General features: G+C 70.4%; 12 protein-coding genes. 3 read left to right on the top strand and 9 right to left on the bottom strand.

All coding sequences use genetic code 11. The features are described from left to right. Nucleotides 1-29: 29 nt before the first annotated feature. The 6 genes from coaD to ACWDU4_RS02290 form a co-directional block, all read right to left on the bottom strand. Entirely contained in the window at nucleotides 30-521 is a 492-nt protein-coding gene (coaD, locus tag ACWDU4_RS02315; protein ID WP_450112219.1) for a pantetheine-phosphate adenylyltransferase, read from the bottom strand. Further along, nucleotides 518-1,081, bottom strand: a complete 564-nt coding sequence (gene rsmD, locus ACWDU4_RS02310; RefSeq protein ID WP_450112218.1) for a 16S rRNA (guanine(966)-N(2))-methyltransferase RsmD — start codon at nucleotides 1,079-1,081, stop codon at nucleotides 518-520. The genes coaD and rsmD overlap by 4 nt, the downstream gene beginning before the upstream one ends. 25 nt (nucleotides 1,082-1,106) lie before the next feature. After that, nucleotides 1,107-4,520, bottom strand: coding sequence for a pyruvate carboxylase (locus ACWDU4_RS02305; protein WP_450112217.1), 3,414 nt, complete (start codon nucleotides 4,518-4,520; stop codon nucleotides 1,107-1,109). A gap of 151 nt (nucleotides 4,521-4,671) precedes the next feature. Beyond that, entirely contained in the window at nucleotides 4,672-5,205 is a 534-nt protein-coding gene (locus tag ACWDU4_RS02300) for an Rv2732c family membrane protein (protein WP_450112216.1), read from the bottom strand. Nucleotides 5,206-5,272: 67 nt separating this feature from the next. Then, nucleotides 5,273-7,609: an ATP-dependent DNA helicase RecG gene (recG, locus tag ACWDU4_RS02295; protein WP_450112215.1), complete on the bottom strand. Its 2,337-nt coding sequence runs from the start codon at nucleotides 7,607-7,609 to the stop codon at nucleotides 5,273-5,275. Between the two features lie 29 nt (nucleotides 7,610-7,638). Next, nucleotides 7,639-9,273, bottom strand: a complete 1,635-nt coding sequence (locus ACWDU4_RS02290) for a DAK2 domain-containing protein (protein ID WP_450112214.1) — start codon at nucleotides 9,271-9,273, stop codon at nucleotides 7,639-7,641. A 214-nt stretch (nucleotides 9,274-9,487) separates the two neighbouring features. Between ACWDU4_RS02290 and rpmB the strand changes: the two genes are divergently transcribed. Further along, nucleotides 9,488-9,679 carry a 50S ribosomal protein L28 gene (gene rpmB, locus ACWDU4_RS02285; RefSeq protein WP_378483851.1) on the top strand — a complete coding sequence of 64 codons (192 nt, stop codon included), beginning with the start codon at nucleotides 9,488-9,490 and terminating at the stop codon, nucleotides 9,677-9,679. A 121-nt stretch (nucleotides 9,680-9,800) separates the two neighbouring features. Beyond that, entirely contained in the window at nucleotides 9,801-10,598 is a 798-nt protein-coding gene (locus ACWDU4_RS02280; RefSeq protein WP_450112213.1) for an enoyl-CoA hydratase/isomerase family protein, read from the top strand. 80 nt (nucleotides 10,599-10,678) lie between these two features. Here ACWDU4_RS02280 and ACWDU4_RS02275 read toward each other — a convergent pair whose 3' ends face one another. The 3 genes from ACWDU4_RS02275 to ACWDU4_RS02265 form a co-directional block, all read right to left on the bottom strand. After that, entirely contained in the window at nucleotides 10,679-11,374 is a 696-nt protein-coding gene (locus ACWDU4_RS02275; RefSeq protein WP_450112212.1) for a uracil-DNA glycosylase, read from the bottom strand. Beyond that, nucleotides 11,374-11,895: a gamma carbonic anhydrase family protein gene (locus ACWDU4_RS02270; protein ID WP_450112211.1), complete on the bottom strand. Its 522-nt coding sequence runs from the start codon at nucleotides 11,893-11,895 to the stop codon at nucleotides 11,374-11,376. The genes ACWDU4_RS02275 and ACWDU4_RS02270 overlap by 1 nt, the downstream gene beginning before the upstream one ends. 68 nt (nucleotides 11,896-11,963) lie before the next feature. Continuing rightward, the gene (locus tag ACWDU4_RS02265; RefSeq protein WP_450112210.1) at nucleotides 11,964-12,896 is read right to left on the bottom strand and encodes a thiamine-phosphate kinase; all 933 of its coding nucleotides are present in this window, start codon (nucleotides 12,894-12,896) and stop codon (nucleotides 11,964-11,966) included. A 182-nt stretch (nucleotides 12,897-13,078) separates the two neighbouring features. Here ACWDU4_RS02265 and ACWDU4_RS02260 point away from each other — a divergent pair, with 182 nt between their 5' ends. Further along, nucleotides 13,079-13,312 (top strand): Lrp/AsnC ligand binding domain-containing protein, encoded by a 234-nt coding sequence (locus ACWDU4_RS02260; RefSeq protein ID WP_450112209.1) that lies wholly within the window; start codon nucleotides 13,079-13,081, stop codon nucleotides 13,310-13,312. Nucleotides 13,313-13,326: the final 14 nt, after the last annotated feature.

Raw genomic sequence — 13,326 nt, 5'->3', positions numbered from 1 at the left:
GCCCACGGGCATGCGGATGTGTCGAGGATCTAGCCTGCGGCCTTGCGCTCGGCGATCCGCTCGATGAGCCGGGCGTGCACGTGAGCGGGCAGCATGTCCGCGACGTCGCCGCCGTAGGTGGCGACCTCCTTGACCAGCGAACTGGACAGGTAGCTGAACCGCGGGTTGGTGGCGACGAAGAGCGTGTCGACGCCGGTGAGCTTGTGGTTCATCTGCGCCATCTGCAGCTCGTAGTCGAAGTCGTTGGCGCCGCGCAGTCCCTTGACGATCGCGGTCGCGCCGTTCGCGGTCGCGTAGTCGACGAGCAGGCCCTGCCAGGAGTCGACGGTCACGTTCGGCAGATCCGCCGTCGCGTCCCGCAGCATCTCGAGCCGCTCCTCGATCGTGAACATGCCCTGCTTGTTCGGGTTGATGACGACGGTCACGACGACCTCGTCGAATTGCACCGCGACACGCGAGATCACGTCGAGGTGACCGTTGGTGACGGGATCGAAGGAACCGGGGCAGACCGCCTTGCTCATGTCTGCAGACGGTAACAGGCGATCTCGACGCGGGTGTCACCGTACTTGCGGGCCCGCTCGACCTCGAATCCGTCCGGCCACACCGTCTCCGGCGATCGGCTGGCCCGCTCGACCACGACCAGCGATCCCTCCCCGATCCACCGCTTCGCGGTGAGGTCGGCGAGGACCGCGCCGAGTTCGTTCTCCCCCAGCGCGTACGGCGGATCGAGCATGACGATGTCGTACTCCCCGTCTGGGGTGCCCGCGACGACGGCGGCCGCCGGCGCGGTCGTGACGACCGCGCCGGGCAGGCCCACCTCGGCGATGTTCTCCCGCACCACGGCGGCGGCGCGGGCGTTCGACTCGACCAGCAGCACGTGGCCCGCGCCCCGGGAAAGCGCTTCGAGCCCAAGCGCTCCCGAACCGGCGTAGAGGTCGAGCACCCGCGCACCGTCGAGGTCGATCCGCGCGTCGAGCGCGCTGAACAGCGCTTCCCGCACCCGTTCGGAGGTCGGGCGGGTGCCCTGGGAGGGCACCCGGAGCCGGCGCCCACCCGCGGCGCCGGCGACGATCCGGGTCACTTCGGGGCCCTGGCGACGAACAGTGTCACTGCGGGCCGTCCTCCTCCGCGGCAACGACGGAGATCACCGCGAGCAGGTCGCCGCCCTCGACCTGCTGAACGGGTGTGATCGCCAGGCGGGAGACCGTGCCCCCACGGGGCGCGGTGATCGCGGCCTCCATCTTCATCGCCTCGATGGTGGCCACGGTGTCCCCGGCCGCGACCTTCTGACCCTCGGCGACCACCAGGGTGACCACGCCGGCGAACGGTGCCGCGATGTGGCCGGGGTTGGCGCGGTCCGCCTTCTCCGCGACGGGAACCTCGCTGGCAATCGACCGGTCGCGAACCGACACCGGCCGCAACTGGCCGTTGAGGATGCACATCACGGTCCGCATGCCGCGCTCGTCGGGCTCGGAGACGGCCTCGAGGCCGATGAGCAGTTCGACACCCTTCGCGAGCTGGACGCGGTGTTCCTCGCCCCGGCGCAGACCGTAGAAGAACTGGTTCGCGGACAGCCTCGAGGTGTCGCCGTACTTGTCGCGGTGCTCGCCGAATTCCTTTGTCGGACCGGGGAACAGCAGCCGGTTGAGGGTGGCGCGCCGCTCCTGCGGGTCGCCGGCGAGACCGGCCTCGTCGTCGGCGCTGAGCGGGGTCTCCGGCTTCGCGGCGCCGCGGCCCTCGAGGGCCTTGGTACGGAACGGTTCCGGCCAGCCACCGGCGGGGGTGCCGAGCTCGCCGCGCAGGAACCCGACGACGGAATCGGGGATGTCGTAACCGGCCGGGTTCGCGGCGAATTCGTCGGTGTCGACGCCCGACCCGACGAGGTGCAGCGCGAGATCGCCGACCACCTTCGACGACGGGGTGACCTTGACCAGGCGGCCGAGCATTCGGTCCGCGGCCGCGTACTTCGCCTCGACCTCCTCGAACTGGTCGCCGAGTCCGAGCGCGATGGCCTGCTGGCGCAGGTTCGACAGCTGACCGCCCGGAATCTCGTGGGTGTAGACGCGTCCGGTCGGCGACGGCAGCCCGGACTCGAACGGCGCGTACACCTTCCGCAGCGCCTCCCAGTACGGCTCGAGGTCGCACACGGCCTGCAGGTCGATGCCGGTGTCCCGCGGCGAGTGCGCGGCCGCGGCGACGATCGCGGACAGCGACGGCTGGCTGGTGGTGCCCGCCATGGCGGCGCTGGCACCGTCGACGGCGTCCGCACCCGCCTGCCAGGCGGCGAGGTAGGTGGCGAGCTGCCCGCCGGGGGTGTCGTGGGTGTGCACGTGCACCGGCAGGTCGAAGTTCGAGCGAAGCGCCGTGACCAGGGTCGCGGCCGCCGGGGCACGCAGCAGGCCCGCCATGTCCTTGATCGCCAGCACGTGCGCACCGGCGTCGACGATCTGCTCGGCCAGCTTGAGGTAGTAGTCGAGGGTGTAGAGATCCTCGTTCGGGTTCGACAGGTCGCCGGTGTAGGACAACGCGACCTCGGCGACCGCGGTGCCGGTCTCGCGGACCGCGTCGATCGCCGGCCGCATCTGGTCGACGTTGTTGAGTGCGTCGAAGATCCGGAAGATGTCGACACCGGTCGCGGTGGCCTCCCGCACGAACGCGCGGGTCACCGTCTCCGGGTACGGGGTGTAGCCGACGGTGTTCCGGCCGCGCAGCAGCATCTGCAGGCAGATGTTCGGCATCGCCTCACGCAGCGCCGCGAGCCGCTCCCACGGATCCTCGTGCAGGAACCGCAGTGCCACGTCGTAGGTCGCGCCGCCCCACGCCTCCACCGACAGCAACTCGGGCGTCATGCGGGCCACGTGCCCGGCGACGGTGAGCAGGTCGCGGGTGCGCAACCGGGTGGCCAGCAGCGACTGGTGCGCGTCGCGGAAGGTTGTGTCGGTGACGGCGAGGGCGTCCTGCTTGCGCAGCGCCGCGGCGAATCCCTCCGGGCCGAGCTCGATCAGACGCTGCTTCGACCCGGACGGCGGGGCCGCCTTCAGGTCGATGGCAGGCAACTTGTCGTGCGGGTACACCGTCGACGGCCGATCGCCGTGCGGCTTGTTGACCGTGACGTCCGCGAGGTAGGTCAGGATCTTGGTGCCGCGGTCCGCCGAGGCGCGGGAGGTCAGCAGCTGCGGCCGCTCCTCGATGAACGAGGTGGTCACGTTGCCTGCGATGAAATCCGGGTCGTCGAGAACGGCCTGCAGGAAGGGGATGTTCGTCGCGACACCACGGATGCGGAATTCGGTGACCGCGCGGCGGGCGCGGGCGACGGCTGCTTCGAGGCTGCGCCCGCGGCAGGTCAGCTTGACGAGCATCGAGTCGAAGTAGGCGCCGACCTCCGCGCCGACCATGGTGCCGCCGTCCAGGCGCACACCGGCGCCGCCGGGGGTGCGGTAGCCGGTGATCCGGCCGGTGTCCGGACGGAACCCGTTCGCCGGATCCTCGGTGGTGATCCGCAACTGCAGTGCCGCACCGCGGATCGTGATCGAATCCTGCGACAGACCGAGATCGGCCAGGGTCTCGCCCGACGCGATCCGCAGCTGCGCCTGCACCAGGTCGACGTCGGTGATCTCCTCGGTGACCGTGTGCTCGACCTGGATTCGCGGGTTCATCTCGATGAAGACGTGGTTGCCCCGGGTGTCGAGCAGGAACTCGACGGTGCCGGCGCACGAGTAGCCGATCTGCTTGGCGAACGCGACCGCGTCCGCACAGATCTTCTGCCGCAGCTCCTCCGGCAGGTTCGGCGCGGGCGCGAGCTCGATCACCTTCTGGTGGCGGCGCTGCACCGAGCAGTCGCGCTCGAACAGGTGGATGACGTTGCCCTGCTGATCGGCGAGGATCTGCACCTCGATGTGCCGCGGGTCGACGACGGCCTGCTCGAGGAACACCGTCGGGTCACCGAATGCGGACTCCGCCTCGCGGGCCGCGGCTTCGATCGCCTCTCGCAACTGGGCCCGCTCGGCGACGCGACGCATGCCGCGGCCACCGCCACCGGCGACCGCCTTGACGAAGATCGGGAACTCCATCGACTCCGATGCCGCGACCAACTCGTCGACATCCGCGGACGGCGCCGACGACGCGAGCACCGGCAACCCGGCCGCCTTCGCCGCGGCGATCGCGCGGGCCTTGTTGCCCGTCAGCTCCAGAATCTCCGAGGACGGGCCGACGAAGGTGATGCCCTCCGCCGCGCACGCCGCCGCCAGGTCCGGGTTCTCCGACAGGAACCCGTAGCCCGGATAGATGGCATCCGCACCGGCCTTCTTCGCCGCCGAGACGATCTCGCCGATCGACAGGTACGCCCGCACCGGGTGCCCCTGCTCGCCGATCTGATAACTCTCGTCTGCCTTCAACCGGTGGACCGAGTTGCGGTCCTCGTACGGAAAGACGGCGACGGTGCCCGCACCCAGCTCGTAGGAGGCACGGAATGCCCGGATCGCGATTTCACCGCGATTGGCAACCAAGACTTTTGAGAACATCGCTGAAAACTACCCTTGCGTTCACGGCCAACACGGCTGAACGTTCCAACATCCGGGAAACCCCCGGACGTTCGGACGCCTGTAACGATGCAGTACGCTACCGTGCCCCACCTCACACGACCACGGCACCCACGGTGAGCTGCAGATTCCGCTACTTCCGGAGGCCCGTACCGCGCTTCGGACGGGCCTGCATGACGTTCGCGCGACTCCACGTCACGGACGCCCACTGGATCGCAAGCAGCGTCGTCGCCGCCCACGCCAGCAGCAGCCCCGCACCGAGTCCCGAGGGTCGCGTCTCGGCGGGCAGTGACTGCTGCGACCAGCACGCCAGCATGCCGAACACGATGCCCATCGACGTGCCGATCATCGCCAGCCAGGACAACGCCCATCGCCGGGTCACGACCGCCAGTGCCCCGACCCCGATGCCGAACACGACCACGAACCCGAGGAACAGCCGCAGCGGCACCGTCACTCCGGCACCGCCCGCACCACCGATCACCGCGACCGCCGAGTGCCCGCCGGCGTGCGGCAGGAACAGCGCGACCACCAGTGTCGCGATCAGCCCCACGACGACAGGGCGCAGCCTGCCGAAGGAGAACTCCCGGGTGACCCGCCGCTCGATTGCCGACAGGTCGTCCTCGTACGCGGACAGGTCGTCGGACGGAGCGGACAGGTCGTCGGTCATGACTCTTCCTCGGGTCTGCGTTGCGGGCTTCGGCGGGCGGGGCCCGATGACCACCGCCGCGACCAACCTACGACTTGTCCAGAAACTCGACGCCCCTGGCATCCAGGCCCGCGGTGACCATCGAGGCCAGACCCGGGTGCGCGGACAGGTCGGGGTCCTCTGCGACGACCTGCCGAGCGAACTCGCGGGCCGTCTCGATGACCTCCTCGTGATCGAGCAGCGACAGCAGACGCAGTTTCGTGGAGGTGCCGGACTGGGCGACGCCGAGCACGTCGCCCTCGCGGCGCTGCGCCAGATCCAGTTGCGCGAGTTCGAAGCCGTCGTTGGTGCCGGCAACCGCACTCAGCCGCCGGAACGCCGGCGACTCGGGCCGCGACCCGGTGATCAGGATGCACAGCCCCTGGTGGGCGCCGCGGCCCACCCGGCCACGCAACTGGTGCAACTGACTGACACCGAACCGATCCGCGTCCACGATCACCATGACGGTGGCGTTGGGCACGTCGACACCGACCTCGACGACGGTCGTACAGACCAGGACGTCGATGTCGCCGACGGTGAAATCGCGCATCACCGAGTCCTTCTCGTCCGACGGCAGCCTGCCGTGGAGCAACCCGACCCGCACCGACGCCAGCGCGCCGTGGCGCAACTCCTCGAACACGGCGAGCGCGGCCGCGGTCTGCGGCGGCTCACCACCCTTGGGCGGCTTCGCCTTACGGGCGGGCTTGCGCGGCTGCGGCGCGGCGCGGTCGGCGAAGAGGTCGTCGGAGAAGGGGTCGAGTTCGAGCTCGCCACCGTCCTCGGCGTCCTCGTCGCCCTCCCCGATCCGGGAGCACACGACGTACGCCTGACGACCGGCGGCCACCTCCTCGCAGATCCGCGCCCACGCCCGGTCCACCCACGCCGGCTTCTCCGACGCCGAGACCACATTGCTGACGATCGGCGAGCGGCCGCGCGGAAGCTCCCGCAGCGCGGACGTTTCCAGGTCGCCGAGAACGGTCATCGCGATGGTCCGCGGGATCGGGGTCGCGGTCATCACCAGCACGTGCGGGCTCAGTCCCTCCCTGGCCCGACCGCGCAGGGCGTCCCGCTGCTCGACACCGAAGCGATGCTGCTCGTCGACGACCACCATGCCGAGGTTGAAGAACTCGACCTTGTCCTGAATCAGCGCATGGGTACCGATCACGATGCCCGCGTCCCCGACCATCACCGCGTTGAGCGCCGCCCGCTTGGCCGGCACCGACATGGACCCGGTCACCAGCGTCACCCGGGTGGCACCGTCAGCGGCTCCGAGTTCGCCTGCGAGAGCCAGGCTTCCGAGCATCTGTCGTAGCGACCGGGCGTGCTGGGCGGCGAGCACCTCGGTGGGCGCCAGCAGCGCGCACTGGTACCCGGCGTCGATCACCTGCAGCATCGCCCGAAGTGCGACGATCGTCTTGCCCGAGCCGACCTCACCCTGCAGCAGACGGTTCATCGGGTGCGGACGGGACAGGTCGGCGGAGATCTCCTCGGCCACCGCGAGCTGGCCGTCGGTGAGGGTGAACGGCAACTGCGCGTCGAATGCCGCCGCGAGCCCGCCGGGTTTCGGCGGGCATGCGGGCGCGACTCGCTCGTCCACGGCGTGCCTGCGCTGCGCCAGGACCAGCTGCAGGGCCGCCGCCTCGTCGAACCGCAGTCGCTCGCGCGCCCGCTCGACGTCCTGCTTCGTGTCGGGCTGGTGGACGAGCCGCAACGCCTCGTCCAGACCGATCAGGCCGAGCTCGGTGCGGGTCGCGGTGGGCAGCGGGTCGGGCACCGGATCGAGCTGGTCGAGGATCTGCCGCACACACTTCGCGATCGTCCAGCTCTGCACGTCGCGGGTCGACGGGTACACGGGGATCAGCGCGCGGTCGAAGATCTCCATGTCCACGGCCGAGTCGGAGCCCTGGGCGCTGCGGGCCATGTCCGCCAGCTCGCCGGATCCACGAACCCGACCGCCGACGACCGGCTCGCCGTCGCCGGTCGGCAGGATCAGATAGCTCGGGTGGGTCAGCTGGAGCTGCTCCCGGAAGTACTTGGCGGTTCCCGAGAACATCGCCCGCACACCCGGTTTGATCACATGCGCCACCTTCTGCGGATTGAAGAAGGTGGCGTCGACCCGCTGGGTGTCCGCGGCGAGCACCGTGCGGAGCATCTTGCCGTTGCGGTTCTTGAACGACACGACGTCGGCCTTGACGACGGTCGCGACCATCGTGATGTGCTCACCCTCGGGGGGCTTGCTCTCGCCGAGGTCCGCGCCCTGCGTCGCGTACCGGTGCGGGTAGTGCCGCAGCAGATCCTCCACGGTGTGGATCTCGAAGTCCTGCGCCAGCGGCGCGGCGACCTTCGTCCCGAGCAGGTGGTCGATGCGGTCGTTCAGGGTTGCCATCGGTGCGTCTCTCGTCCTGCCTGGAAGTCCTACTCGACGCCGACCTGCAGCAGGTCGCCGTCCTGTCCGCCGGGGTACACGTGCACCTCGACACCGGGATGGTTGCGGGTGACGTGGTCGGCGAGGACGTCGGCCAGGGCTGTCGGCGCCCGCACCCCGACCAGCAGCGTCACCAGTTCGCCGCCGACCCCGAGCACCTGGTCGAGAAGCCTTCGCCCGGCCTCGGCCGCATCCGGGGCGATGACCACCACCTCGTGTCCGATCAGCCCCAGCCCGTCCCCCGCATCGCAGGTGCCCATCAGCGTCAGCGCCCGCTCCTCCGCGACCCGCACCGAACCCCACCTGGTGGACGCGGCCGCCTCGGACATCGCGAACGCGTCGTCGACGGCGGCGCGACCGTCGTCGTGCACGGCGAGCGCGGCGAGCCCCTGCACCGCCGACGACGTCGGCAACAGGTGCACGGCCCGGTGGTCGTCGCGGGCGGCGACGCCGACCGTCACCAGTTCCTGCGCCGGCAGCGCCCCGTTCGGCAGCACGAGGACCTCCGCGCAGTCGAGGCCGCGAATCGCGGCAAGCAGCCGCTGCGGGGTGACCGGTTCGTCGCTGCGCAGGACCTCGGCGCCCTCGACGGCGAACAGGTCGGCGGCGCCGTCCCCGGACACGACCGCGAGGATGCGCCGCTTCCCGGGCACCGGGACGGTCGCGCCGGGCAGCGCACGAATCGCGTCGAGCGCGAAGCAGGAGATCCGGATGCGGTGCACGGCGCCGGCCTCGAGACCGGCCTCCACCGCCGCTCCGGGGTCGGTGCAGTGCACGTGGACCGACCACGCTCCCGCCCCGTCCCCGACGATGATCACCGAGTCGCCGAGGCCGTCGAGACTCCGGCGCAACTCCCCCACCCGCCGCTCGTCGCTGCCGGCCAGCAGGTACATCACCTCGTAGTCCTGGTCGCCGGCCTCGTCGGTGCACACGCCTGACACCGGCTCGGGCGCCGTCACGGAGACCTGCGGCGCGACCAACGAAAGACCGGCCCGGTCGGGTGTGACACCGGTGACCACTCCGACCAGGGCGTCGAGGATGACGACCAGGCCGAATCCACCGGCGTCCACGACTCCGGCCCGGCCGAGTTCGGCCAACTGCGCGGGCGTCCGGGCGAGGGCCTCGACGGCACCCTCCGCGGCCACGGTCACGACCCCGGCCAGCGGCGTGCCGGCGGGACATCCGTCCGCGGCGGCGGCCGCGTGGCGCAGCACCGTGACGATGGTGCCCTCGACGGGGATGCTGATCGCCTCGGTCGCCAGCACCGCGGCCTCGTTCAGTGCGCTACGGACGGTGTCGGCGTCGAGGTACCCGGCGCGGACGACCTCGGCGATCCCCCGCAGCACCTGCGAGAGGATTACCCCGGAATTGCCGCGCGCACCGGTCACCGCACCGCGTGCGAGCGCCGCCGCGACCTCGGAGGCCGGGGCATCCGGATCCGTCGCACATGCCTCGTCGGCTGCCGCGCGCATGGTGAACAGCAGATTTGTGCCGGTGTCCGAATCGGGAACGGGGAACACGTTCAGTCGGTTGATGTCGTCGCAGCGGCTGGTCAGTCCGTCGACACAGACCCTCGCCCAGCGGCGCAACGCCGTGCCGTCCACGTTCTGCAGGGCCTCGAGCACCTCGGTTCCGTCCTCCGCCCCGGTTCGGTATCGTCGGTTCCGCAAGATTAGCGGCAGGGCCCGACAGCCCGCTCACCTCGCAGCACCTCAGGACGCCGGTTTGGCCAAACGAGGTTGTTCCGGCTAATCTGACACGGTTGCCTGGCAAGGGCCGCACCATTGTCCCCTGCCCGCGACTGAAAACCATCCGCATCACATCAAGGAGTTCGCGACTATGGCTGCCGTCTGCGACGTTTGCGCCAAGGGACCCGGCTTCGGTAAGTCGGTCTCGCACTCGCACCGGCGTACCAACCGTCGCTGGAACCCGAACATTCAGACTGTCCGGGCCCAGGTCGGATCCGGTACGCGTCAGAAGCTCAACGTGTGCACCTCCTGCCTGAAGGCCGGCAAGGTCGTCCGCGGCTGATTTTTCAGCACCGACTGTGCCCCCGACACCATCCGGTGTCGGGGGCACAGTCGTCTGCGCATCCGGTCACCTGATGGGAGCTGCGCCACAGGCGAATCGTGCGCACGGATAAGGTTTAACGGTGACTTCACTCGACGGCCTCAGCCACGTCCGCCTCGACGGCGACGTCCTCCGCATCGCCATTGCCACCGCCGACAACGGCACCTCCCTCGACTTCACCGGCGTCAACCAGGGCACCACCGCGCTGCGCGCGCTCGCAGCGGGCGAGATCGCCGCCGGCTCGGTACTCCTCGTCGGTGAGGGTGCGAACTTCTGCGCCGGTGGCAACGTCCGAGCCTTCGCGGGCGCGCCGGATCGTTCCGCCTACCTTCTCGAGATCGCGAACGAACTGCACGACTTCGTCCGTCTGGTCGCCGACGTCACCGTTCCCGTCGTTGCCGCCGTGCACGGCTGGGCTGCCGGCGCGGGCATGAGCCTGGTCTGCGCGTCCGACATCGCCATCGGCGGCGTCTCCACCAAGCTTCGGCCCGCCTACCCCGGCATCGGGCTCACCCCGGACGGCGGCATGTCCTGGAGCCTGCCGCGCATCGTCGGCGCCCGCCGCGCCCGCGAGATCATCCTCACCGACGCGATCCTCGACGCCGAGGAAGCCGTCCGGCTCGGGGTGCTCAGCCGGACCGTCGCGGACGAGGAGGTGCAGGCGGAGGCGTTGAAGGTGGCGCAGGGCCTCGCCGCGGGCCCGACCAGCTCGTACGCCGGCATCAAGACCCTGCTCGCGCGGTCCGAGGAGTCCACCCTGTCGGATCAGCTCGACGCCGAGGCCGCGTCGATCTCCTCGGCCGCGGGCAGCGCCGCAGGCCGCGAGGGCGTCGACGCCTTCGTCGGTAAGCGGAAGCCGGACTTCACCTCCGTCCGCTGACCCTCTCCCCCAGCGGCATGAACGGAACCGTTCATTCGATCTGATCGACTGAACGGTTCCGTTCATGCGGTCACGGTCGGTCAGGCGAGGCTCCAGTCGACCGGCTTCTCGCCCTGCTCCTCGAGGAGCCGGTTGACGCGGCTGAAGGGCCGCGACCCGAAGAAGCCGCGCGACGCCGACAGCGGCGACGGGTGGGCGGACTCCACGAAAGGGGTGTCACCGAGCATCGGCTTCAGCGTCCCGGCGTCGCGGCCCCACAGGATCGCAACCAGCGGTCGACGCCGACCGCTCGGGTCGGTTCGGGCCACGAGCGCGTGGATGGCCTGCTCGGTGACCTCCTCCCAGCCCTTGCGCCGGTGCGACGCGGCCTGCCCTGGCTGCACGGTCAGCACCCTGTTGAGCAGCAGCACCCCCTGCTGCGCCCACGGTGTGAGGTCGCCGTTCGCCGGCGTCGGCAGCCCGAGATCGGTGCCCAGTTCGGTGAAGATGTTGGTCAGACTCCGTGGCACCGGCCGCACGTCGGGGGCGACGGAGAAGCTCAGCCCCACCGCGTGACCCGGTGTCGGGTACGGGTCCTGGCCGACCACCAGGACCCGGACGTCGTCGAACGGCTGGCTGAACGCGCGCAGCACGTTCTCTCCGGCGGGCAGATAGCCGCGACCGGCGTCGTTCTCCGTGCGCAGGAATTCCCCCATCGCGGCGATCCGGTCGGCGACCGGCGCCAGCGCCTGGGCCCAACCGGGGTCGACCAGCTCGGTGAGCGGGCGGGCGGCCATCAGTCGAGCCTGCGCAGTGCGTCGCGGTAGTACGCCGCGTTCGCGGCGTACATCTTCACGTTCAGCTCCAGGTGACCGGCAGGCACCTCGTAGCCCTCCCGGATCTTCGCGGGCACGCCCAGCGCCATTCGGCGCGGCGGCACCTCGAACTTGAACGGGATCACCGCCCCCGCCCCGACGATCGAACCGGCGCCGATCGTCGACCCGTTCAGGACCACGGATCCGGACGCGATCAGGCACTCGTCTCCGATGGTCGCACCCTCGATGTGGGCGCTGTGACCGACCACACACCCGGCCCCGAGAACGGTCGGTTCCAGTGCGGTGCAGTGGATGACCGTGCCGTCCTGGATGTTGGTCCGCTCACCGATCGTGATCGTCCCGTAGTCGGCGCGCAGCACGGCCTGTGGCCACACCGACGCCCCCGCCCCGAGGGTCACGGCGCCGATCACCACGGCATCAGGATGGACGTAGGCGTCGGGATGGATGTCGGGCTCGCGATCGCCGAGTGCGTAAATGGCCATGGGTGCCACCTAACCATGCGGGGTTCACGCCGGATGACGGTGTCGGATCGGTGCGTACCGCCCACCCGTCAATCGAAGCTCTGCCAGCCGCCGGGCCCGGTCCACTCACGGCCGCCGACGAGGACCCCCGAACCCTCGCGGACGACTCCGACCCGGCGCCAGCCGTCGGGCAGTGCGGCGCGGCTCGGGAAGGCGGCGAGAAGGGAGTGGTCCTCTCCCCCGGTCAGCACCCAGTGCAGTGCATCCGCGCCGAGCACCTCGGCAGCGGCGTGCAGTGGTGCATCCGGGTCCAACGCGACCGGTTCGAGGTCGATCTGGACGCCCGAGGCGACGCCGAGGTGACCGAGATCGGCGATCAGACCATCGGAGTTGTCCGTCATCGCGGTCGCTCCCGCCCGTGCCGCATCCAGCCCACTCCCGTACGGAGGAGTCGGAACACGATGCGCTGCAACGATTTCCGGAAAACTCTCGTCGCCCGACGACAGCAGCGCCAGACCCGCCGCCGACCACCCCAGCCGACCCGCCACCGCGACCTGGTCCCCGGGCCGCGCCCCTGACCTCAGCACCGCGGCACGGCCCTGAAGGTCGCCGAGCACCGTGATCGAGAGCACCACCTGATCGGACTGCACGGTGTCGCCTCCGACGACACCCGCACCGAGCGCGGACGCCTCCGCCCAGATTCCCTCGGTCAGCGCGTCGACCACCGCGACCGGGGTGTCGGGCGGACATCCGAGCGAGACGAGGAACGCGGTCGGCCACGCACCCATCGACACGATGTCCGCGCCGTTCTGCGCCACCGCCTTGCGGCCGACCTCCGCAGGTGTCGACCAGTCCAGCCGAAAATGCCTGCCCTGCACCAACATGTCCGAGGACACCACGACACGGCCGTCGGCGGCGCGCACCACCGCGGCGTCGTCACCGGGGCCGAGCAGCGTGGTGCGGGGCTGGGCGCGACCGGCCACCGCGCGGTCGATGACGGCGAACTCCCCGATGTCGGCCACGGTGGGTCCGATGTCCGGGTCCCGGGCCGGATCCGGTGTGTCGATGACAGGGCCTTTCGTCGAAATCGGTCGCGGTACCCTGGGAAGGCGGCCGGGAAACGACCCGGCCGCGCATGACAGAGCCAGAGCCACCGCGACTCTACCGAGACCGCGGCGGCGCTGTGCCGGGAAGGGGCCCACCGGTGGCGCAGGCATACATACTGATCCAGACCGAGGTGGGCAAGGCCACAGTGATCGCCGATCAGATCCGGCAGTTGCCGGGGGTGCTGACCGCCGAGGACGTCATCGGCCCGTACGACGTGGTCGTGCGGATCGAGGGACAGGACGGCTCCGGGTTCGCGCCGGTCGTGAAGGGCATCCAGCAGGTCGCCGGGATCACCCGGACCCTCACCTGTGAGGTGGCCGCGAGCGCGTGAGATCGCCGACCCCG

It is taken from the genome of Rhodococcus sp. NPDC003348 (assembly GCF_053589375.1).
This window is presented reverse-complemented; position numbering and strand designations above follow the sequence as displayed.

Coding starts and splice junctions, on each gene's coding strand:
- coaD (WP_450112219.1), bottom strand. CDS start 521: ATGAGCAAGGCGGTCTGCCCCGGTTCCTTCGATCCCGTCACCAACGGT.
- ACWDU4_RS02305 (WP_450112217.1), bottom strand. CDS start 4,520: ATGTTCTCAAAAGTCTTGGTTGCCAATCGCGGTGAAATCGCGATCCGG.
- ACWDU4_RS02300 (WP_450112216.1), bottom strand. CDS start 5,205: ATGACCGACGACCTGTCCGCTCCGTCCGACGACCTGTCCGCGTACGAG.
- recG (WP_450112215.1), bottom strand. CDS start 7,609: ATGGCAACCCTGAACGACCGCATCGACCACCTGCTCGGGACGAAGGTC.
- rpmB (WP_378483851.1), top strand. CDS start 9,488: ATGGCTGCCGTCTGCGACGTTTGCGCCAAGGGACCCGGCTTCGGTAAG.
- ACWDU4_RS02275 (WP_450112212.1), bottom strand. CDS start 11,374: ATGGCCGCCCGCCCGCTCACCGAGCTGGTCGACCCCGGTTGGGCCCAG.
- ACWDU4_RS02270 (WP_450112211.1), bottom strand. CDS start 11,895: ATGGCCATTTACGCACTCGGCGATCGCGAGCCCGACATCCATCCCGAC.